At 67.3% G+C, this 20,545-nt stretch carries 20 protein-coding genes; 10 read left to right on the top strand and 10 right to left on the bottom strand.

Annotated elements, in window-relative coordinates; genetic code table 11:
• Positions 1–47: 47 nt before the first annotated feature.
• Positions 48–608 (bottom strand): hypothetical protein, encoded by a 561-nt coding sequence (locus tag MUY22_RS31635; protein WP_247050703.1) that lies wholly within the window; start codon positions 606–608, stop codon positions 48–50.
• Between the two features lie 159 nt (positions 609–767).
• On the opposite strand from MUY22_RS31635, the gene MUY22_RS31630 reads away from it, so the two are divergent.
• Positions 768–1,394 carry a prepilin peptidase gene (locus MUY22_RS31630; protein WP_247050701.1) on the top strand — a complete coding sequence of 209 codons (627 nt, stop codon included), beginning with the start codon at positions 768–770 and terminating at the stop codon, positions 1,392–1,394.
• 180 nt (positions 1,395–1,574) lie between these two features.
• Here MUY22_RS31630 and MUY22_RS31625 read toward each other — a convergent pair whose 3' ends face one another.
• Positions 1,575–2,051, bottom strand: coding sequence for a DUF6355 family natural product biosynthesis protein (locus tag MUY22_RS31625; RefSeq protein ID WP_247050699.1), 477 nt, complete (start codon positions 2,049–2,051; stop codon positions 1,575–1,577).
• Between the two features lie 151 nt (positions 2,052–2,202).
• Here MUY22_RS31625 and MUY22_RS31620 point away from each other — a divergent pair, with 151 nt between their 5' ends.
• The 3 genes from MUY22_RS31620 (at position 2,203) to MUY22_RS31610 (ending at position 7,842) form a co-directional block, all read left to right on the top strand.
• Positions 2,203–4,515: a tetratricopeptide repeat protein gene (locus tag MUY22_RS31620; RefSeq protein WP_247050696.1), complete on the top strand. Its 2,313-nt coding sequence runs from the start codon at positions 2,203–2,205 to the stop codon at positions 4,513–4,515.
• On the top strand, positions 4,512–5,915 hold the full coding sequence (locus MUY22_RS31615) for an FAD-binding protein (protein ID WP_247050694.1): 1,404 nt from the start codon (positions 4,512–4,514) through the stop codon (positions 5,913–5,915). The genes MUY22_RS31620 and MUY22_RS31615 overlap by 4 nt, the downstream gene beginning before the upstream one ends.
• An 838-nt stretch (positions 5,916–6,753) precedes the next feature.
• Complete coding sequence (locus MUY22_RS31610; RefSeq protein ID WP_247050692.1) at positions 6,754–7,842, top strand: nuclease-related domain-containing protein; 1,089 nt, start codon at positions 6,754–6,756, stop codon at positions 7,840–7,842.
• 96 nt (positions 7,843–7,938) lie between these two features.
• Here MUY22_RS31610 and MUY22_RS31605 read toward each other — a convergent pair whose 3' ends face one another.
• The 3 genes from MUY22_RS31605 to MUY22_RS31595 form a co-directional block, all read right to left on the bottom strand.
• Positions 7,939–8,124 (bottom strand): hypothetical protein, encoded by a 186-nt coding sequence (locus MUY22_RS31605; RefSeq protein WP_247050690.1) that lies wholly within the window; start codon positions 8,122–8,124, stop codon positions 7,939–7,941.
• 356 nt (positions 8,125–8,480) lie between these two features.
• Positions 8,481–8,666 carry a DUF397 domain-containing protein gene (locus MUY22_RS31600; protein WP_371827699.1) on the bottom strand — a complete coding sequence of 62 codons (186 nt, stop codon included), beginning with the start codon at positions 8,664–8,666 and terminating at the stop codon, positions 8,481–8,483.
• A 27-nt stretch (positions 8,667–8,693) separates the two neighbouring features.
• Positions 8,694–9,563, bottom strand: coding sequence for a helix-turn-helix transcriptional regulator (locus tag MUY22_RS31595; protein WP_247050688.1), 870 nt, complete (start codon positions 9,561–9,563; stop codon positions 8,694–8,696).
• Positions 9,564–9,850: 287 nt separating this feature from the next.
• Between MUY22_RS31595 and MUY22_RS31590 the strand changes: the two genes are divergently transcribed.
• Together MUY22_RS31590 and MUY22_RS49805 are read left to right on the top strand one after the other, a co-directional pair.
• Positions 9,851–10,180 (top strand): hypothetical protein, encoded by a 330-nt coding sequence (locus MUY22_RS31590; protein WP_247050685.1) that lies wholly within the window; start codon positions 9,851–9,853, stop codon positions 10,178–10,180.
• Positions 10,181–10,213: 33 nt separating this feature from the next.
• Positions 10,214–11,014: a Scr1 family TA system antitoxin-like transcriptional regulator gene (locus tag MUY22_RS49805; protein ID WP_371827510.1), complete on the top strand. Its 801-nt coding sequence runs from the start codon at positions 10,214–10,216 to the stop codon at positions 11,012–11,014.
• Positions 11,015–11,614: 600 nt separating this feature from the next.
• Here MUY22_RS49805 and MUY22_RS31580 read toward each other — a convergent pair.
• The 4 genes from MUY22_RS31580 to MUY22_RS31565 all read right to left on the bottom strand — a co-directional run bounded on the left by MUY22_RS31580 (position 11,615) and on the right by MUY22_RS31565 (position 15,027).
• Positions 11,615–12,076 carry an NUDIX domain-containing protein gene (locus tag MUY22_RS31580; RefSeq protein ID WP_247050680.1) on the bottom strand — a complete coding sequence of 154 codons (462 nt, stop codon included), beginning with the start codon at positions 12,074–12,076 and terminating at the stop codon, positions 11,615–11,617.
• Between the two features lie 71 nt (positions 12,077–12,147).
• On the bottom strand, positions 12,148–12,783 hold the full coding sequence (gene tmk, locus MUY22_RS31575; RefSeq protein ID WP_247050678.1) for a dTMP kinase: 636 nt from the start codon (positions 12,781–12,783) through the stop codon (positions 12,148–12,150).
• On the bottom strand, positions 12,780–14,246 hold the full coding sequence (locus MUY22_RS31570; RefSeq protein WP_247050676.1) for a B12-binding domain-containing radical SAM protein: 1,467 nt from the start codon (positions 14,244–14,246) through the stop codon (positions 12,780–12,782). Before MUY22_RS31570 ends, tmk begins: the two co-directional genes overlap by 4 nt.
• The gene (locus MUY22_RS31565; RefSeq protein WP_247050674.1) at positions 14,224–15,027 is read right to left on the bottom strand and encodes a hypothetical protein; all 804 of its coding nucleotides are present in this window, start codon (positions 15,025–15,027) and stop codon (positions 14,224–14,226) included. The genes MUY22_RS31570 and MUY22_RS31565 overlap by 23 nt, the downstream gene beginning before the upstream one ends.
• A gap of 530 nt (positions 15,028–15,557) precedes the next feature.
• On the opposite strand from MUY22_RS31565, the gene MUY22_RS31560 reads away from it, so the two are divergent.
• From MUY22_RS31560 to MUY22_RS31550, 3 genes are all read left to right on the top strand, one after another.
• Complete coding sequence (locus MUY22_RS31560) at positions 15,558–16,670, top strand: helix-turn-helix transcriptional regulator (protein ID WP_247050673.1); 1,113 nt, start codon at positions 15,558–15,560, stop codon at positions 16,668–16,670.
• A gap of 13 nt (positions 16,671–16,683) precedes the next feature.
• Positions 16,684–17,244 carry an HD family hydrolase gene (locus tag MUY22_RS31555; protein WP_247050671.1) on the top strand — a complete coding sequence of 187 codons (561 nt, stop codon included), beginning with the start codon at positions 16,684–16,686 and terminating at the stop codon, positions 17,242–17,244.
• 273 nt (positions 17,245–17,517) lie between these two features.
• The gene (locus MUY22_RS31550; protein WP_247050669.1) at positions 17,518–18,012 is read left to right on the top strand and encodes an NUDIX domain-containing protein; all 495 of its coding nucleotides are present in this window, start codon (positions 17,518–17,520) and stop codon (positions 18,010–18,012) included.
• Positions 18,013–18,227: 215 nt separating this feature from the next.
• Here MUY22_RS31550 and MUY22_RS31545 read toward each other — a convergent pair whose 3' ends face one another.
• The gene (locus tag MUY22_RS31545; protein ID WP_247050668.1) at positions 18,228–18,872 is read right to left on the bottom strand and encodes a TetR/AcrR family transcriptional regulator; all 645 of its coding nucleotides are present in this window, start codon (positions 18,870–18,872) and stop codon (positions 18,228–18,230) included.
• Positions 18,873–18,999: 127 nt separating this feature from the next.
• Between MUY22_RS31545 and MUY22_RS31540 the strand changes: the two genes are divergently transcribed.
• Positions 19,000–20,544, top strand: coding sequence for an ABC transporter substrate-binding protein (locus MUY22_RS31540; RefSeq protein WP_247050666.1), 1,545 nt, complete (start codon positions 19,000–19,002; stop codon positions 20,542–20,544).
• Position 20,545: the final 1 nt, after the last annotated feature.

Below are 20,545 nucleotides of genomic sequence, written 5' to 3'. Positions count from 1 at the left end.
CGCAAGGAAGAAACCGAACGCGATTGCGGTGGACGCAGCGCTCTTCCTCACCCCGAGCATGATCCGACCTCGTGAACGGCGAAGGTGGTGACCTTCCAGGAGCCGTCCACTGCTTTCTTCACCAGAGCCTCGATCTGGCGGCGACCGCCAGGGCCGTCGTCGGCGGGCTGTCCGTTGTCGGCGCGGTACTTCAGCCAGTTCGTCGAGTCACCACAGTCTGCGATGGTGATGGTCTTCGGGTCGGCCGGCGGCTCTACCGCCTGAACACGCGGGTGGTTCAGCGGACGTCCTTTGGTGACCAAGCCGTTGTAGTGATCGGCGTACAGACTCCGCGAGATGGTCTGCAACGCCTCCGCGGTGGCGTTCCGAACCAGCTTGGGCGACTGCCAGTCCGAGGTCGTGGCCGCGTCGGCCATGTCGCTCCACATGCCGAGGTACGCGGCGGTGGCCTGCTGCGTCGCGACGTCGCTCGGCTGCGGTGCTGCGCTCGTGGTCATCGGCGCGCTCGACGAGGCCGTGGGTCGGCTGGGCTCGTTCGTGCTGCAGCCGGCAATCAGCAGGATCGCGGAGCCGGCGATCGTGATGCGGGCCGTTTGACGCAGGTTCATGGATTCCCCTCCCCTTGGAATGATCAGCTGGCCGCCTGGCCCGAAGGACCACCTCGGCGGAGGTTCACCCGTTGGTAGGACGAGTGGTGCGCCGACCTGGCGAGCTGGCCAGCATGGCGTCATGGGGACGGGAATCAGCGCGGACGACGTGTCGGGGGCGTGGTGAACGCCTGGCCCGCCGTCGTCGCGGCGAGCGCGGGCTTTGTGCTGGGTGCCGTCGGAAGCCTGCTCACCGGGCGGCTTCTGCGTCAGCGAGCCCGTATCGCGTCGTCGTGGTGGCTTGGCGCGATCATCACGGCGCTGGTGCTCGCCGTGCTCGGCTGGCGCATCGGCCCTCGCGGTGAGCTGATCGTCTACGCCTTCGTGCTGGCGTTGGGCGTTCCGCTCGCGATCATCGATTGGGTGGAGCATCGGTTACCTCGCATTGTCGTGGTGCCTCAGCTGCTCGGCGGTGCTGTGGGTCTGGGCTTGTTGTGCGTCGCACGCGCCGACGCGGCTCCGGGAATCCGGGCACTGTGGGCGATGCTCGCCGCGACGGGCTTCTATCTCTTGCTCGCCGTAGTGGTCGAGGGCGGTGTCGGCTCCGGTGACGTGGGCCTGGCGGCCGTTGTCGGCTTGGTTACCGGGTGGTCCGGCTGGGCAGAGCTAGCCGGCGCGCTGGTGCTCGCGTCGTTCGTGGCGCTGGTTCTTCTGCTCGTGCCGCGCAAGGGCGGCGGACGTGCAGCCGTTCCCTTCGGTCCGTGCCTCTTGACCGGGATGGCAGCAATGCTCGCGATCACCGGCTGATCGAGTTGATGCCGACGCGGCGGGCGCCGCAGAGGGGGCAAGGACGCCCGCCGCGTCGACTGGCCGAGGACTGGGAGCCGTCCTCGAGATCGTGTAGCTACGCCGGACCTTCGTACCCCGGATAGCAGCCGACTCCACGCCCACGAATGTGAGCACGTCCCGCGTTCGATCTCAGTTTTGTCACGCCGGCCCGTAGTAGCCCGGGTCGCACCCCACTCCGCCGTTCCACCACGCGCCGACCACGCGCCAGCGGATCACCGGCTGGAGGTTCGTGGTTCCCGGCCCGACGCAGTAGTGGTACAGGTTGAAGAAGATGTCCTGGACGTCCAGCATCACGGTTGACCCAGAACCGTTGTCGCAGTGGGTGTATTCACCTCCGCCAATGTACCCACAACCAGCGGTGTCGAATTTTTCGGAAGCAGTCCGCGCCGAAGCTTCCATCGCGCCGGAACAACCGATTGCCAGCATCATCGCTACAGCAATGGAAGCGCGCCGCAGAGACCTCGAAATTGACATGGGATTCTCCAAAGGACGAATAATATTCCAGCCGTTGCGCTCATTCAGAACAAGCGCCCGGTTCGGTAGGGTTTGCGATAAAGCGGGAGAGTGAGCCGGGACGACTACAAGTGGCGACCGTTCCACCTGATCGAACGTCACCCGTTTGATTCAACCAACGGGTGATCCATCACTCACCATGCTCATTGTTCAGCCTCATGGACGATCTTGGTCGCGGCGTCCCGCTGTTTGCCTGACTCGAACCCTTGCTGCCACTACTCTCACTACTGAGGGGTACGTGTCCCGTCACCCGGTGACTACATCCAGGATCAACCGGAGCGACCGCGATTACCAGGGGGTTTCTGTTTTCATGTACCGGAAACATGAAACACGGGCGACCGAAGGCGAGAGGCGAAAGAGTTTCGCGACCGAGCTTCGTGATGTGCGCATCGCTCGCGGCTTGTCGCTGGCGGACCTGGCCGCTCGCACTCACTACAGCCGAGCTCATCTCGCCAACGTCGAACACGGTCGTCGCGCTGCCACCACGGAACTGGCCGAAGCCTGCGACAGCGCACTCGATGCCGGCGGTGAGCTGCTGGCGTTGATTCCGCGTCCACGCCAGGGTGATTCGGACACGGTTACCCGTCCAGCGCAGTTGCCGGCCGCTCCGGGGCGATTCGTCGGACGGGACGAACAGCTCTCCGTCCTCGACGCCATCTCGGGGCGCACGGACAGGCTGTCGATCGCGACCGTCCACGGGCCGCCTGGGGTCGGAAAGTCCACACTGGCTTTGCAGTGGGCACACCGGGAGATCGGCGGGTTCCCCGACGGCCAGCTGTTCGCAGACCTTCGAGGCCACTCGGGACACCAATCTCCGGCCAGCCCCGCCGAAGTTCTCGAAGACTTCCTGGTCTCCCTGGGATTGACACCCGCAGATGTTCCCGCCAGCGAGGAAAAGCGGGCAGCGCTGTTTCGCACCATGACACACGATCGCTGTATTCTGGTCGTGCTCGACAACGCGGCCTCTTCGGACCAAGTACGGCCACTGCTCCCTGGTGCGGCCGGCAGCACGGTGCTGGTGACGAGCCGGATCATGCTCACGGGACTCGCCGTGCGCGCCGGCGCGACGCAGGTGGCGCTCGCACCCTTCGACGCCCATGACTCACTGCGCTTCCTGCGTGAAGTCGTGGGCCCACGGGTGGACGACGAGCCGGAAGCTGCGTTGTCCGTCCTCGATCGATGCGGTCATCTGCCGCTCGCCGTGGCTGTCGCGGCGGAACGCATCGCCGCCCATCCCATCCGCCTTTCCGAGCTTGCCGAAGAGCTCGCGGAAGAGCACCAGCGGCTCGCGGCACTGACCGCGAACGAGGACGCCGACGTACGTGCCGTCTTCTCCTGGTCCTACCGGGCCCTGCCAGTGGCGGCCGCACGGATGTTCCGGCTGCTCGGCCTCCACCCCGGCAAGGAAATCAGTGCTGCCGCGGCCGCGGCTCTCGCTGATGCCCAGCCGGGGCAGGCCCTGGACCTCCTTCGCACGCTGGCCACCTGTCATCTGGTCGAAGAAGCTGGTCGAGACCGCTTCTGGCTCCACGAACTGCTACGGGTCTACGCGTCCGAGCAAGCACTGGCCGTGGACACACCTCAAGACATCGAGCAAGCTCAGGTACGTGAGCTTTCGTGGTACTTGGACACCGCCGGCACAGCAGGGCGGGCCCTCGAACCATTCCGTCCTCCGGCCCCGGCCCGTGCTACCTCCGCGCTCGACTACGCCGACGCGTTCAGCTGGTGCGAGCAGGAGATGGCCGGCTTCCCGTCGGTGGTCGGACTTGCCCTCAAGACCGGACACCCCGGTCTCGCGTGCCGGATTTCGCAAGCGCTTTTTTCGTATTTTCACCTTCGCAAGCCTTGGACGATCTGGGACCGCACCTACCACCTCGGTTTGGAAGCCGCCACCAAGCTGGGGGACTCCAGCCTTCAGGCCGACATGCTGACCGGACTCGGCCTCGTGGAGCTGGGCCTGGGACGCCCGGAGAACGGCCGTGACGCGTTTCGCCGAGGGCTGGACCTGCTGGAAGCCGAAACCGAGCCTTCCAGGTCGGCGTGGTGCCACATCGGCATCGGGCTCGCGAACGCGGACATGGAAGACTTCGACTCGGCCAGGAGCTCACTTGAGCGCGGCATGGTCATCCATCGCGCACAGAACGATGAGCACGCCGAATCCGTGGTTCTGGTGCACCTTGCCGATCTCTGCCGAGAAGAGGGGCGCACCGATGACGCGCTCCGCTACGCTGGTCGCGCTCTGTCGCTCTGCAGGTCGATCGACGACAGGTACGGCGAGGGACTCTCGCTCTATCAGATCGGGATGACGTACTTCGCGGCCGGCCAGTTCGAAACAGCAATTCCGGAACTCGAAGAAGCGCTGTCGGCCCAACAAGCCGCGCACGACGACAAAGGCCAGGCCGACACCCTGTGGGCCCTCGCACGAACACTGATTTACCTTGGAGACAGGGACAAAGCGCGTTCTCGCCTTGAGGAAGCTGCGGACATCTTCGCAAGCCGAGGTGACCCCGCCGAGGCTGCCGTGCGAGCAAGCATAGGCGATCTGGAAACTCGGAGAGATCATTGACTTCAGACATTTTCTCAGGCCTGGCGCTGGACGGCACGGTCGACACCGACCGCACCGCGACGGCGTACGCCGCAGCAGACTTCGGCGGCATCGTCAGCAACCCGCCGCTGGCGGTTCTCCGTGCCGGATCCATCTCCGATATCGCGGCCATCTTGCCGGTCGCCGCGGCCAACGCCATCCCCGTCGTGCCCCGGGGACGCGGACACAGCAGCCTGGGGCAGGCCCAGGTGCTTGACGGTCTGGTCATCGATCTGACAGACCTGAACGAGATCCGCAACGTCACCGATGAATCGGTGACCGTCGAAGCCGGCGCGACCTGGAACTCACTGCTCGCACGAACACTCCAGGAGGGCCTGACTCCGCGTGTCCTCACCGACTACTTGGGAACGTCCGTCGGGGGAACACTGTCAGCCGGCGGGATCGGAGGTACCAGCCATCGCTACGGAGTTCAAACAGACAACGTTCTTTCCCTGGATGTCGTCACCGCCGACGGCACGGTCCGCCACTGCTCACCCACAGAGCTGCCCGACCTGTTCCACGCCACGCTCGGCGGGTTCGGCCAGTGCGGCATCATCGTGCGAGCCACGCTGCCGCTGATACCAGCACCCGCGAGTGTGCGGCGGATCAAGATCTTCTACCCCACCGTCGAAGAACTGATCACCAGTCAGCGCGCCTTGCTTGCCGAGGGGCGATTCGACTTCCTGCAAGGAGAGGTCCTGCCGACCGCCGACGGCTGGGTCTACATGCTCGATGCCGCCTCGTACTACACGCGACCAGACGAGCCCGATCAAGACTCACTCCTTGCCGGGCTTGGTTTTGCCACCTCTCGCGACAAGGTCGAGGACCTGGGCTACTGGGAGTTCGCCACGCGGCTGGATGAGACCGTGACGTACCTCGAAGGCACCGGCGAATGGCAGGCGCCACACCCGTGGCCCAACTTACTGGTGCCCGACGCGGAGATCGACGCTTTCACCAGCGAAGTCATGAGCGGCCTCGAGCAGGCCGACATGGGCGCATCCGGTTTGATCCTCATCTACCCGGTATCCACGGCGGCTCTCACCACTCCCCTTTTCCGCAAACCGGAGGGGAGCACCCTCTACCTGGTCGCTGGGCTTCGCTTCGCGACGGACCGGGTGCAGGCCGACAAGATGGTCTCCAGTAACCGGCGCTGGTACGACGTTGCTGTCAGCCTGGGCGGCACCAGCTATCCCACCGGGGCCATTCCCTTCACCAGCGCCGACTGGACGCGCCATCTCGGCTCGACGCGGGCGACGCTCGCCGAGGCCAAAGCTCGGTTTGATCCGCTGGGTTTGTTTCCACGCCGCTTTGGTCATCCCACGAAAGCCGGTGGTGAGCGCACGCCGGGCCGGCTCAACGGCCCGGCCGCACCCAAACAGTGAACCGATCAGTTCACCACCGGGCCAGGGTTCCGCACACGACCGCGACCATCGACGGCTCCATGGGCGCCTGACCGGCCCGGGACGAGGATCGACGCAGGAGCACACCGACGCCCCGGCCGAGGCCGTCGACCAGACCGCGATGAGTCCCCGGGTGCGCAGCTCCACTCGCCCCCAGCCGAGGAGAACACCCACGCTCGGCGCGAGCTTGACGTCTCGCGGTGATCGCGGCGACGATCACCTCGACGACGTACCGACGCGGCAGAGCTGCCGGCGCCGAGCTGCGGGCGATCACCGGGCCGGCGGACGCGGCGAGTCCCAGTCCGATGAGCAGGCGAACTGCCACGCCCACAGCGACCCCACCTCCTCGCCGGTCCCCGCGGTCTCCGCCGACGCCGCGGTACCGGACACCGACCTGGCCTGGCCTGGCCTGGCCTGAATGATCCAGCAGTGCGTGCTGTGGGACCTGCAGCGCTCCTCGACTCGATGCCCGGCCTCAGCCACATCAGCCTCAACCTCCAGCCCGCAACGCGGTGGGCTGATTCATCGAGCAAGCGCCCGGCCGAGCAGCGGCCCCGTTCGGGGGCGTCGTCCATGACGCCGACAACCTGTGGACGTCCCCTCCGAGGTGGCCCAGAAGCGACTGCGCCAGTTCCTTCCACTCGTTGGCGGCGCCCCCGCACTGCGCCTCGCCCGACTCTTCCTGCGGCGTTGCGGCCACGGAAGAAGTCACCTCTAGCGCTACCCGAACGGTGGCAGCCCAATCCGGCAGCCTGCTCGTACCGTCGAACACGAGCAGGCACCTTGTGGTGCCGCACCGTACGCGCGGAGGGAGCGGACGATGCTGGTGCGGGTACAGCCGGGCACCGGATCAGCTGCGCACGGTCTCTCCGGCGCCGAGGCGAAAGTGCACGACATGCTGGCCGGCTGGGCCCACGGCACCCCGCACGCGATCGACGGCCTGGCGCTGCTGAACGTCAACATCCCCGACAAGAGCACGACCCGGCAGATCGACGGGCTGCTGTTCCTGCCCACCGGCCTGGCCGTGCTCGAGGTCAAAGGCTTCACCACTCCGCAGGCCGGGATGCTGACGATCCCGCCGAACGGGCCGTGGCTGGTCGAAGGCGAGCCGGCAGCGATCCACACACTGGCCGGGCTGCCAAACCCCGGCGAACAAGTCAAAGCCGGCGTCTACGCGGCCAAGCGCGTCTTCGCCGACATCCCCGGCGACGGTGACAGCTTCATCCGGGGTCTGGTCGTGCTCGCCGCCACCGGCGCGATCGAACTGCCACCGGGCAAGGACCTGGCGGGTTACGGCATCGACGTCGCCCTGGCCCAGCCCACCAGCCTGCGCAAGGTTCTCCACCGCTACCGCGCCCAGGCCCCGGTCTGGACCGCCGACGGCGTCGTGGCCGCCTGCGCAGCGCTCGCCCTGGTCGAACTGGCACCCAGCCGCGCCGAGCTGCTCGCTGAAGGATTCAGCGAACACCTCCCGGCCCCGCCCTCCCGGCCCGAACCGCCGATCAAGCCACCGATCTCACCGCCGTTCAGTCCTGCACTCGGCGACCCGGAGCTGGAGTCGCCCGTGCGAGGCACAGGATCCCCGTACCGGCGCGTGACACCACCGCCGCTGCAGTCCGTGTCCGCCACCACGACCACCCGGGCAAGCGCGCCCGCACTGCCGGCACAGGCTCCCCCGCGGCGAGCCCGGCAGGTGCCTGCCAGTCACAGCCTGCCGCCGTCGAAGACCCCACCACCGCCCCCTCCGGCGCGTCCGGAAACGCGGCCGCTGTCGGTGCCCGAGCCTCAGGTAGCCACGCGACGGCTGCAGCGCCGGGTTCCGTGGGGATTGATCGTAGTGCTCGCTCTGATTAGCGCGATCGGTATCACCGCCGCGATCATCGTCGGTCAAGTCTTCCACGGAAGCTGAGGTCATTACAGCGGGGCGTGCTCAGCTGAGCAAAACGAGCGGCATTCACCTCCGCTGTCCCTGGACCGCAGGAATCGCGCTTGTGGTCCGCTGGTTTCAGCCGTGCGCGGCCGCCACGGCGTCTCGGCGGCCCGGTACGCCGTCCGGGGTGCCGATGACCTCCTGGTCGAGGAAGTGAAGTTCGAAACGCGCCGAGTCGTACCCTCCGGCGTCCCACGCAAGGTCGCTGTCACCGACTCGCCACTCGCGACCAGATGCTCGCTCCTTCAGCAACCATGCCACGAGAACCTCCTGGTTGAGCGTCCGACCTCAGCGATGCGAACCTACCAAACTTAGAACACGCGTTCGACCGACTCGCCTAGCGAGGCTCGAGGCTCGCCTTTGCCATCTCGGTCACCGTCGGCTGCGCTATCGGGCCAGACCAAAGTCAGCGGCCTTGAACCTGCCGGGAGCCGATCAGCCAGAACCGAAGGAGACTGGCCGACGACCTCTGAGCCTGGAGCTACTCGACTCGTCGCAGCCCACCGTTGACAACGCTGACGCCGAGAACCCGGGCCGTTCGCGACCTGCGAGATCGTCAGCGCGACGCGTCAGATCGCGGACGAAGCCCGCCATCTCGGGGCCTGCCTCCCCGTCGACTACTTCACCGCTGAGTCGAGAAACGCCGCCCAGCCTGCCTTCGGCAGGACCAGGAACCCGCCGCGCGGGTCCTTCGAGTCGCGGACGGCAACCACAGCGTCAAGGGACGCCACCTCCACACACTCGTTGCCGCCCTCGCCGCTATGGCTGCTCTTCCGCCACGCCGACTCCGGCAGTTGCGCCACGTCCACCTTCGATCTCCAGTCCGTTGATCATTCGGCCGCCCCGATGATCTCGGACAGCAGATCACGGGATTCGTCCGAACCCTCCGCCGTCTCCCACAGTTCGTCGAAGGCATCGGCGTACGGCTCGATCTCAGCCTCCTGCTCAAGATATATGCCCGTCCCGAGCAGCTCGACGTAGCCGATGTCTGGCTCGTTCGCGGCAAAGCCCAGGATGCTAAACGGGTAGCCCATCGCGCGATACGCACCGCTCGTACTCTTGATGACGCGGATGTCGACGTTGGGTAGGTCCATGAGCTCGGCGATCCGCCGGAGCTGGCCCAGCCAAGTCGCACGGCCACCCACCTCGATCCTCAACACGGCCTCGGTCAGCACGCATCGAACGCGGAGCGTCGTCCCGTCCTGCACCCGACCTTGGCGCTGGATGCGCGCGCGAACGCGGTCTTCACTCCGCCCGTTGTCGGTCTTCGCGATCAGCTCTTCGATGGCCCGGGCGTAGTCCGCGGTCTGAAACAGACCAGGCATCACGTCGACCTTGAAGATCCGCACTTCCGCAGCCTCGGCTTCGAGCGCCACATACTCGCGAACGTCGGCGGCGAAGGCGTCGTCTGAGACCTGCTCCAGCCAGCGTGCACTGCCGACCGTCTGCGCATCCCGGAACAAGGCTTCGCGCTCTTCCACGGATCGGCCGAAGTGGAGGGCAAGGGTCATGACGTCGGCCGGAGTGGCCGGCAACTTGGCTCCTTCGATGCGTGACTGCTTCGCATTCGACCAACCGACGGCGTTCGCGACCTCCTGTTGATCCTGGCCACTCTCCTTGCGCCAGGCCAGGATCGTGCGCGCGATCCGGCGCATGCGGACGCCCGATGGCTTCGGCTTCACTTCGTCGGACAAGAGCACTCCCTCTTCTCGGTCTCAATGAGCCTACGACAGTCGTGAGAACTTGCACGGTAACCCGCATAGGTGATCGTGCAAATTTACATTCAAGACCCCTTGTCATCTGTGCAAATTTGCGCGACCGTGATCACGTCACTGAACCACAGGCGACGACGTCACGATTACCACCAGCAGGCCGACAGCGGAGCTGCGGAATCTCCCGGATCTGAATTGCGGCCGCCCCGCTGGCAGTCCGCCACACCGAAGCGTGCGTAGAGCTAATCCCATCTCTCGTCAGGAGGTGATTCAACTTGCTGCATAACGAAAGCCCGCAGCTTGACGAAGTTGACCCGTGGACCGTAGACGACCCTGAGTGCATCCTCCTCCGCCGCGTGCTCGCCGGGTTGCACCGAATGTCCACCTCCGCTCGACCGCCGGTCTCAGTGAACGCACCCACGCCCTGGGCAACGGCACAGCTCGTCGAGGCGATCCAGACGACGCAGACGTGGATCGGGCTGCTCGCGGTCAGGCTTCAAGACGGCACGGCGAGCCGGGCTGACCAACGCTGGACTGCCGACAAGGTCGAGGAGCTACTCGGCCTTCTCCAGTCCCCCGTTTCGGATGCCGCTTCGGGATTGTGACGACGCTTTCCTTCTCCCAGACAGGCACACAGTATGACAAACGGACCTTCACATCGACCCGCTCTTCACGTGATCGGCCGAGAAGTGCGGGAGATCCGTACAGCTCAAGGGATCAGCCTTCGCGAACTGGCTCGTAGGCTGGGACTTTCGCCTGCCTTGCTTTCCGCCTGGGAAACTGGGGAGCGCAGGCCCGAGGATGCCACCCTTGCTCAGATCCTCGGATACCTACGCGTAGCACCACGTGCTTATACCTTCCTTATGCGGCTTCACGAACAGTCCGGATGCCGGACCTATGTGGAAGCCAACGAGCCTGGTACGCCAAGCCTTCAGATGGCGTACGAACGGCACGCACTGCGCACCTTGGAGTGGGCGCCGCGGGTCGTACCGGACTTGCTGCAGCCCTACGAGTATGCCCATGCAGTTCTGGCCTCACACGTCGATCGGCCTGACGTCATCGACGAGGAGATCCTGGCGCGGCAAGTCCGTCGAATCGACCGAGATCACCGACACCGACACACGGTCCTCTTGGGCGAGGCAGCCGTCGCATCGAAGATCGTCCCGTCGGAGAACGCGGAAGCTCGGCCAGATCGGATAATTGACGCGACCCAAGCTCACCGTGCCGATATTCGCGTTGTGCCAGAGGAAGCATGCCCCATGGGGACGATCGAACCTTTCGTGATCCACGAAACGGCGGAAAACATCTTCGCCGTTATCTTGCGGCATCACCACACGACCGTCTATTCGTCTGCCCCAGAGACAGTCGACCGGTATTGGTCGACTTTCGATTCATTGCGACAAGCCGCTGTCGGCTACGGACTGGCCGGGTCGCCATGACCACTGCGGACTGCCGAGGACGCATCTTCGAGGGCATTCCGGCGAGGGTTGAGCAGGTGCGCGGCAACGCAGCGCTGCCGCGCATGGACGCAGACGAAGGTGCCGCGACGATCTCCAGGGTGGGCAGTCCATGACGACAAAGGAACGGATCACTTCAGCTCACGAACGGGCATCGTAGTGACCGCCGCGATCTACCTAGACCCGCTGGTGTTTCGCCCGGTCGTCAACGGGACGTGGCATCGACCACGGCACAGCGGTATTCCGCAGCCCGGCGACACCATAACCATGCTCTGCGGTGCGTCCGGCGCGGCGGAATACCGACCATCCGACGAGCGGCGACGCGGGGCGGCGTATCGACAATGTGATTCCTGCGACGAGATCTTTCGACAGAAACAGGGAATTCCCTCTTGGACGGATCGCGTCGGCCGGTGCGTCCGTCGCTAAGGCGTCCACAGTAGAACGAAGCGGCTAGGTCGCCGGTGCGAGTAGGCCTCACAAACGACCAAGAGCCGCGCGCTCGGGGTCGCCGGCCTTGCTCAGGTCGCTGATCCCGGTCAGCAGTGAATGCGCGTGGCGAAACTTGCCACCGTCGCTCGGGGCTCAGGCAATCGCGGCGCGGCGGTCGTCCACCCAGCCGAGCACCGCAAAGGTCTGTCCTGCCAGGTACCCCTGGATCCCCGCAAGCGGGTACGAGATCACCTCGTCGGGCAGGTTGTCGAGCGGGAACCAGTCAACGGCCGAGCACTTGTCGGGTTCGCAGTTGCGAGGCTCGCCGGACCAGCGACGAGCCTCGAAGAAAAAACCGAGCCGCGGTACCGGACCGGATCCGGCGACGTGCAATGTGTGGACGTGCCGCAAGTCGGCCGGATCGATCAGCACACCGATCTCTTCGGCGGCCTCCCGAGCCGCACCCGCCGGCAGAGACTCGCCGGCATCGAGCTTGCCTGACGGCAGATGCCACATTCCGCCGCCGTAGGTACCGCGCCGCTGCGTGAGCAGCAGCTCGTCGCCACGAACGAGCAGAACGTGCACATCGATGACAGTGTGCTGGCCGTCGGGCATCCGGCAAGGTCCTCACGGGTGGCGGTTCTGGTCCTGCGAACCCACGGACGTCCGCAGGTTCGCAGGGCAGGTTACGCCGAGGCCACTTCGCCGGCGGGATCCGCCACCAGCTCGGCGATTCGGTTCGTGAGGTAGGTCGCGACCTGCGCGGGCGACGCCCCGGCCGTGTCAACGGTGAGCACCGGATACCCCCGACGCGCGAGCTGTTCCGCCGCCTCCTCGTACAGTTCGCTTTCTCGGCGGCTGCTGCCCTCGCCGGTGTGGAACCGGTTGTGCGCCCCGCGGGCGGCGACCCGCGCCGAGGTTACCTCGGGTGGCGCCTGCAAGATGACCGCGAGGTCCGGCCGGTCGGCCGCCGAGTTGATCGCGTCGACGAAGGCCAGCGGCACGCCGTCCATGCGTTGCAGCACGTAGGACGAGGCGACGTACCGGTCGCAGATGACGATGAACCCGGCCTCGAGCTGAGGGCGCACTTCCCGCTCGAGGTGGTGGTACCGGTCGGCGGCGACCAGGCAGGCGAGGGTGTACCCGCGGTAGGTGTCCGTGCGGTGCCGAGCGGTCTCGCCGAGCACGCCGTGCGACGGCTGTGTCGTCGCGTGCACCGGGTATCCGCGCCGGTCCAGGAACTCGCGCAGGATCCGGGTGGTCGTGGTCTTGCCGACGCCTGCCGGGCCGTCGAGAGTGACGAACACTCCGCGGTTGATCACGCGGCCGCCTTCCGGTCGAACTGCGTGCGCGAGACTGTGACCAGGTTGCGCCTCACGTAGTCGATCGGCGCGTCACTCAACTGGATGTTGACCGAGAAGTTGAACTCGTCGCGTTCGCGCATCGACTCGTCGATACCATCCGAGGTGAGGTCCACGGCGGTGTAGTTGAGGAGTTGCCCGGCGGTGTACCGGCCGGTCTTCATCAGCTCAGCCCAGTCGGGCGTACCGGGATACGGGCGGTACTCGAACGCCGAGGCCCGGAACCGGCCCGGATACTTGTCGGTGATGTCCCACAGGTCGTGAACGAGCCGCACGGTGTCGTCGATCTCGGCGCACGTCTCGGTCGGGAACCCCAGGATGAAATAGCCCTTGACGTTGATGCCGCGCTCGACGAGCCGCCGCACCACCGTGCGCGCCATGTCCGGGGTGATGCGCTTGTCGATCCGCTTGAGCATCCGCGCGTTGCCGGACTCGACGCCGAGCGCGACCTCGCGTAGCCCGTTCACGGCGAGGGTGTCGAGCATGGCGTCGCTCGTGCGGTACAGGACGTTGATCCGGCCGGTGGCGTCCCACCGCGCCCAATCGCCGACGTGGTCCGCGGTGAACGCGGTCATCATCTGCTTGATGACGCGTGGGACGCCGAGGAACAGGTCGTCGACGAACCGGAAGGCGTTCACGCCGACGCCGCGGAGCTGGTCCATCTCGTCGAGGATGTTGTGCGGTGCGCGGGTCCGGATGGTGACGTCCGGGTTCGCCGAGACCGCAGCGCCGCAGAACGAGCAGTCGTAGGGGCAGCCGCGGGCGCCGACCATGTTCGCCTCGATCCGGCTGGCGTCAGGACGCGGGTCCTGCGCGAGGTAGCGGCGATCGACGAACGGCAACCCGTTGATGTCCGGCGCGAGGTGGTGCCCGTTCTTCAGGCCGATCCCACCTGTGACCGGGGTGTGCAGGATCGGGTCGAGCCACATCACCCCGGGCAGCTCGGTTCGCCGCCGGTGATCGTCGAGCAGGGCAGCGACCCTCGTCTCGCCCTCCCCGATCACCAGGGCTTCGCATCGGCTCATCCGCCGGTCGCACAGGATGTCGGCCGGCATGGCTTTGGCCTGGTGCCCGCCGAGCATGAGCATGATGTCGCGGTCGAGCCGCTCGGCGATCCGTGCGGTGATCTCGTAGGTCGGGGCCAGCAGGTTGAACCCGACCCATCGCGGCGCGGCCGCGTTGACCAGTCGGGCCGTGCGTTCGACGCCGAGGCCGTGCGCCTCGGCGTCGAGGACGCCGACGTTGAAGCCCTGAGCGGCGGCCGCGTAGGTGGCGATGTAGGCCATGCCGAGCACAGGCAGCGTGAAGTCGTTCACCCGCGGACGTTCGTCGTAGTCGCGCAACGGCGCGTTGACGAACAGGGCGTCGATGTCGCGTGTCCGGTCGGCACCGGCGATCAGCTCAGATCGCAACTCCGGTTGCATGTCGAACTCCCCAAGCGAGGGTGAGCAGCGTCCACTCGGACAGCTGCGCGCCGGCCATCGCCTGCCACAACCACCCGAAATCGGGTTCGGGTTTCGGCCAGTCGACCGACGGGGCGAGCTTGCCCGCCCAGGTGCGCACCGCGAGGTCGGCGAACGGATAGAGGCTGTAGTCGTTGGTGACGTCGGCGACCGTGGCGCCGGCCGTCCACGGGCCGATGCGACGCACGCCCTGCACCGCGGCGACGAGCTGCTCGCCCGTCATGCCGGCCCAGTCGTCGGCCGCTTTGAGGCTCGCCTCGGCCGCGGAGCGCAGGCCATCACGGAAGAAGGTCATGCGCAGCGCAGCGAACTCGTCATCCGACAGGGCGAGAACCGTCTCGGGCGTAGGGAACAGCCACGCCGGGCCGGCCGCGGTGTCGTAGCGCTCGCCGTGGGTTTCGCAGAACCGGCGGTAGTTCTCGCGTGCGTTCGCGGCTTTGATGACCTGCCGGGTCACCGCGGTGCCGAGCGCTTCCCAGACGTCGCAGGTCCGCAGCCGCGCGACCGGGCCGACAGCCCGCAGCGGATCGCACACCGCCGCATCGCCGACCAGGAGCTGCGGATCGATCGTGTCCACGACCGGCGCGACATCGGTGTCGCCGGCGAGCGGTGCGACCTCGACCAGGTGCCCGCGCTCGGGTGCGGGTGAGCAGACCACCGCCCAGACCGCGCCGGCCGAGCGGAGGACGCGCCGGGCTCGCCCGGTGTCGTCGCGCAGCCATCCGGGGTGGTCGAGCATCATGGTCGGGTGTGCCACGTTCGGCCCTTCTCGCGTTGGTTCCGGCATTCTCGCGGGGCGGCGACCGCCCGGTTTCGCCACCGTCCCGGATCACGTGATCAGCTCGCGAAGCCGGGGAGCACGCCCGACGTCATGCCGCTGCCCCGGTGAGTTGATCGTGCATTCCAGACACGGTGCTCCCCCAGGCATCGGTAGCAGCTCCGCCTGTTTAGGCAGGAATTTCTGGCCGCACAGGGCGACCAGCTCGCCCATGTCTTGTGTCGCGAGACCGTCCTCCGGGGCGGGCACCAAGTGCACCGACCGACGCGTCTCACCCACGACGCCACGACGGAACCGGACGAACATCAACGGAGTCACGGAACGTCACCTCTCCCCCGTCGTAGCTGCCGCGCAAGGGCGCCGCCATGGCGTTTAGCCTGCTCAGAGACTTCTGTGTCACTGCGGGTTGTAACGCTACGATCAGCAGTGAGCACGAAGAACGGACCACGAGTGCGGGTGTGGTCCGATCGGTTCGGCCAGACCGGGGAGCGTCCGTGGGCGGAGGATCGGCAACACTGACCGGCAGTCAGGGTTCCCACTCGACCGGCGTCGTGTCCGGCTACGTCCTCAAGCTCGCCCGCCAGACAGCCGGGCTGACACAGGAGCGGTTCGCCGAACACCTCGCGATGGACGTGAGCACGATTCAAGGCTGGGAATCGGGCCGGCGTCCGCTCGCCGCGATGAACGCGGGCGATTTCGTCCGCCTGTGCGCCCGAGTACGCCGGCTCGGCGCGCCCGCCACCACCGGCCGGCACCTGCGTACGGCACTCGAGGCCGACCTCGTCCTCTCCACCGGGATCACCGCCAGCAGCGGCTGGGTCGACCCCGACCTGCATCCGCTGGCCGCGAGCGTGCACCGCAAGACGCTGACCAACCTGATCACCTGGCCCTTCACCGGACATCTCCCGCCGGAGCTGGGGATGTTCACCTCGAACGTGCCTCGCCGCGGCCCCGTCCCACCCGGTCCCACGCTGGGCGCCGAGGCGCGAATCCGGTTCTTCGATCATCTGATGACCGTCGCCGAACGCGGCGTGCACCAGGGAGAGGCTCTGCTGCGTCGGCAAGCGGTCTACCTGCTCGGCTTCGACCACCGCGACCAGGTCACCGCCTGGCTGCGCCAGGAATGGCAAAGCGCGGGGCGCCGCCCGGTCGCCGACGTGACCAGCCTGCTCGAAGCCCGCTCGGCCTCAGTCGCGCTCGCCTCCGCCGGCGATCCCTCCCATCTGCACGACTTCGTCGCGCGCACCACCGATTCCCGCGCCGAGCTGGCGAACCTCAACTACTGGGCGCACTGGATCGGCGAACTCGGAGACGACCAGACCGACGACGCCTTCATGGCTGACGGCGACACGAAAGCCTGGTCCGGTGTCCGACTGTTCGAACACCTGGTGAACCGGCTCGCTCCGACCTCACCGCACTTACCGCTGAACCTGCAGACCGTGCACACGCTCGTGGCCAGCCGCCCTGCCCTGCTGGCCGGGCAGTCTGCTGCTCGCGGCGCCCTGGCCGAGGCATTGGACATCCTGACGTCCGGAGAAGCGCTGACCCGCGCTGGGCGCGATCAGGTTGCAGGGCTTCACTACGCTCTTCGTCTCGCCGACCGCTAGGGAGAACACTTTCATGCCAGACGAGCCCGCCGCCCTCGCCGCGTTCGGCTACGAACTCGGCTTGCTCAAGCGCATCCGCCGTACCGGGTGGTGGCACGCCGGCGTCCGCGACCCCGAATCGGTCGCCGAACACAGCCTTCGAACCGCCCAGATCGCGGCACTGCTCGCCGCTGAGGAAGGCGCCAACCCCGAACGCGCCGCGTTCCTGGCGCTCTGGCACGACACCCAGGAAACCCGCACCGGGGACATCCCGCACACCGCGACCAAGTACATGAGCAAACCCGAGCCACGCGACATCACCGCCGACCAGACCGCCGCCCTCCCGGACACCTCCCGAGACCTCGTCCGCGCGGCGGTCGACGAATTTGAGTCTCGGCAGACGCCGGAGGCGCGATGCGCCAAGGACGCTGACAAGCTCGAGATGCTGCTGCAGGCCATCGAGTACCAGGACATCGGAGTCCGCCGCGTCGCCGGGTGGATCGACTCCGCGCAGAAAGGCCTCACGACCGAGACCGCCAGGCGCGTCGCCGAGGCAGCCGTCAGCCTGTCCCCGCTCGCTTGGCGCGATCGATAAGCCACCGCCGTCGGAGCAGGTCAGCACACTTGGGCGCCAGCTCATCACCAACGGGCCTCGGCCGTCTCCTGTATCCCCTCCTACACCTGACGCGTTGCTCAAACGTTCACAGCCAGCGCCACGAAACGCCGACGCTATGGATCGACTCGGGCCTCGCCGTGCAACCGACGCTGATAACGTCCAACCCGGCCACGGACCGCGAGGCAACGCTCTTCTGAACCAGGGTGCTCGTGCCCGGCCGCCACCGAGCTGCCGAGCACGAGGACCCACCGGATGACCGTCACCAGCGACCCCGGCCCTGCGGGTCGGCGCCCGCGTCCTGCTCCTCAACCCCGACGACGAGGTCCTGCTCATCCACGCCCGCGACCCGACGACCCAGGCCACCACTGGTGGGAACTCCCCGGCGGCGGCCAAGACCCCGGCGAGAAGCTCGAGGCCACCGCCCGCCGCGAAATCGCCGAGGAGACCGGCCTCGTCCTGGACGAGGTCGGCCGCAAGCTCTGGACCCGCGAAAGCCGCTTCACCTACCGCGGCCGCGAGCACCACCGCCTCGACCACGTCTACCTCGCCCGCACCGACCGGACCGCGCCGCAGGTCGCCCTCCGGCACACCGCCAACGAACGCGCCGGCCACATCGAGCGCCGCTGGTGGTCGGCCGTCGCGCTGTCGGAATGCCAGGACAAACTCCTGCCTGCCGAGCTACCGGACCTGCTGCAGACGCTCCTCGACAGCCGTTTTCCGAGCAACCCGCTCACGATCACCAGCTGACGTCGGCACTAACACGGTGTTCGCGCGGCGAACCTGCGAGGCGCATGTCCGGCCATGCGTCATCGGCGTGAACCCGGACCCCGCGGCCTTGGCTCGCTGCCGCTCGATCAACGTCCTGGCAGCCCGGCCTCCATCGGATTCCTGAGCCGAACGGGTGGGCCGACAGCGAGACCACCGCGCGGCAGCCCTGCTTCACACCACGGGCTGACGGGTGATCAAGCCTTTCTCGGCAGGTGGCCGTAGATGAAGGTGTGCACGCCGGCGCGGGCGATGCGGTCGATCTCCGATTCGAGGGCGGTCGCGCTGAACTCGGCGCGGCTGACGGTGGTGTCGGTGATGAGCGCCATGAACTGCTGGGCGGTGAGCTCGGGATCGCGCACCGCGAGCAGGCCACGCTCGGCGAGGCCGGCCATCCGGGCGGCCAGGGCGCGGCGGGCCCGGAACGGCCCGGCTTCCTGCCAGCTCTCCACGAGCTCGCGAGGGAAGCGGTCCGTCTCCCCTCGCAGCCGCCGCACGACGCGGAAGTGGTCCTCGAAGTCCGGGTTGGGGCGGACCCATTCCTTCGCCAGCGCGATCAGGGCGCTCTCCAGGTCGGTCACCGCGCCCAGGTGCCGCTCGATGAGCGCTTCCCGGGTGACGGCGACCCGGGTCGAGCTCTCCAGCAGCACGGTGGCGAACAGCTGTTCCTTGTTCTCGAAGTGGTTGTAGATGGTCCTGGTCGAGACGTCGGCTTCCGCGGCGATCATGTCGATGCTCGCGCCGAGGTAGCCGACGCGCCCGAACACCAGCAACGCCCCGTCGAGGATCGACCGGCGCTTCTGGGTGCGGCGACGCGGCGCGCTCGTGGTTTGTCCTGTCAAGGCCGCTCCCATCCTCCGGGACACCATCACGATCCCCCGCCTTAATTGCCATACACGTTGTACTTTACCTCAGACCGCTCCCATCGCCGAGTTTCCTCGGCCCCCTCTTCCACCGTGAGGCCTGCCGATGCGCACCGCCCGAATCCTGGGGACAGCCCTCATCCTGGCCGCCGCGGCCGCCTGCGCCCCGAGCCAGGCCGCCACCGGCGGCACGCTGTCGATCGCCACCCAAGCGGACCCGACCTGCCTGGACCCGCAGCAAACCGGCCAGCTGGTGTCGATGGACGTCTCCCGCTCCCTCGTCGACACACTCACCGACCAGGACCCGAAGACCGGCAAGATCGTGCCCTGGCTGGCCGAGCAGTTCACCGCGCTGGACGGCGGCCGCAAGTTCAAGTTCGTGCTCCGCCAAGGCGTCACGTTCAGCGACGGCACGCCGGTCGACTCGGCCGCCGTCAAGGCCACCTTCGACCAGCTGATCAAGCTGCCGGCCAACGGCGCGCCCGCCTACATCCGCGGCTACACCGGCACCACGATCATCGATCCACGCACCTTCACCGTGGACTTCACGACGCCCAACGCCCAGTTCCTGCAGGCCACCTCGGGCGCCGGCCTCGGCATCCTGTCCACCGCGACGGCGAAGAAACCGCTGCCCGCCCGGTGCCGCGGCGACTACGTCGGTTCCGGGCCGTACGTACTCGACCACTACACCGCCAACCAGGAAGTGGTCATCAAGAAGCGGCCGGACTACGCCTGGCCGTCGTCGCTGTCGCCGAACCACGGCGCGGCCGCGCTGGAGCAGATCCGGTTCGCCTTCGTGCCCGAGGACGGCGCCCGGACGACGGCGCTGCGCTCCGGCCAGGTCCAGCTCGGCACCGCTATCCAGCCGACCGACCAGGACCTGTTCCAGGGCAACGGGTTCAGCCTGCTCAGCGCCTCCTCCCCCGGTGCCGTCAACCCCCTTTCCCTCAACCACAAGGGCATCCTCGCCGACGAACGCGTGCGCGCCGCGCTGCTGACCGGGATCGACCGCGAAGAGCTGGTCAAGGCCGTGCTCGGCAGCCGCGCCAAGCCCGCGACCAGCGTGCTGTCCTCCTCGACGCCCTTCTACCAGCCCACGGACAAACTGCGGTACGACCCGCAGGCGTCCGGGAAGCTCCTGGACGAGGCGGGCTGGGCGCCGGGCCCGGACGGGTTCCGCGTCAAGGACGGCAAGCGGCTGAGCCTCACCTGGCTGATCCCGGCCCCGATGCCGCAGGCGGACGAGGCGGTGCAGCAGCAGCTGCGCAAGATCGGCGTCGAGCTGAAGCTGAACGCCGTGCCCCCGGCCAAGTACGTCGAACAGCAGTCCGCCGGCAACTTCGACCTGACCGCGGTCGCCGTCACCCGTGCCGACCCGGACGTGCTGCGCAACCTCTTCTACAGCAAGGGACAGAACCTCTGGCACCTGCCGCCCAGCCAGCTCGACACCTACCTCGAGCAGCAGCTGGCCGCGGGCTCGGACGCCGAGCGCCAGCAGGCGGTCACGAACGCGGTGAACTGGATCATCGACCACGCCGACAGCGTCCCGCTGTACGAGAACGCTCTCGTCGACGGCGTGTCCGACCAGGTCAAGGACCTGACGCTCGACGCGTCACTGCGGCTGCGGCTGCACGACGCGAGGCTCGGGTGAC

It is taken from the genome of Amycolatopsis sp. WQ 127309 (assembly GCF_023023025.1).
Taxonomy (GTDB): domain Bacteria; phylum Actinomycetota; class Actinomycetes; order Mycobacteriales; family Pseudonocardiaceae; genus Amycolatopsis.
Note: the sequence above shows the minus strand (reverse complement) of the source record. Positions and strands in the feature narration are given on the sequence as shown.

Bases quoted from the DNA above. Each gene is read 5' to 3' on its own strand.
- MUY22_RS31635 (WP_247050703.1), bottom strand. From the start codon at position 608: ATGAACCTGCGTCAAACGGCCCGCATCACGATCGCCGGCTCCGCGATC.
- MUY22_RS31610 (WP_247050692.1), top strand. From the start codon at position 6,754: ATGCTGGTGCGGGTACAGCCGGGCACCGGATCAGCTGCGCACGGTCTC.
- MUY22_RS49805 (WP_371827510.1), top strand. From the start codon at position 10,214: ATGACAAACGGACCTTCACATCGACCCGCTCTTCACGTGATCGGCCGA.
- MUY22_RS31580 (WP_247050680.1), bottom strand. From the start codon at position 12,076: ATGCCCGACGGCCAGCACACTGTCATCGATGTGCACGTTCTGCTCGTT.
- MUY22_RS31570 (WP_247050676.1), bottom strand. From the start codon at position 14,246: ATGCAACCGGAGTTGCGATCTGAGCTGATCGCCGGTGCCGACCGGACA.
- MUY22_RS31565 (WP_247050674.1), bottom strand. From the start codon at position 15,027: ATGATGCTCGACCACCCCGGATGGCTGCGCGACGACACCGGGCGAGCC.
- MUY22_RS31555 (WP_247050671.1), top strand. From the start codon at position 16,684: ATGCCAGACGAGCCCGCCGCCCTCGCCGCGTTCGGCTACGAACTCGGC.
- MUY22_RS31550 (WP_247050669.1), top strand. From the start codon at position 17,518: ATGACCGTCACCAGCGACCCCGGCCCTGCGGGTCGGCGCCCGCGTCCT.
- MUY22_RS31540 (WP_247050666.1), top strand. From the start codon at position 19,000: ATGCGCACCGCCCGAATCCTGGGGACAGCCCTCATCCTGGCCGCCGCG.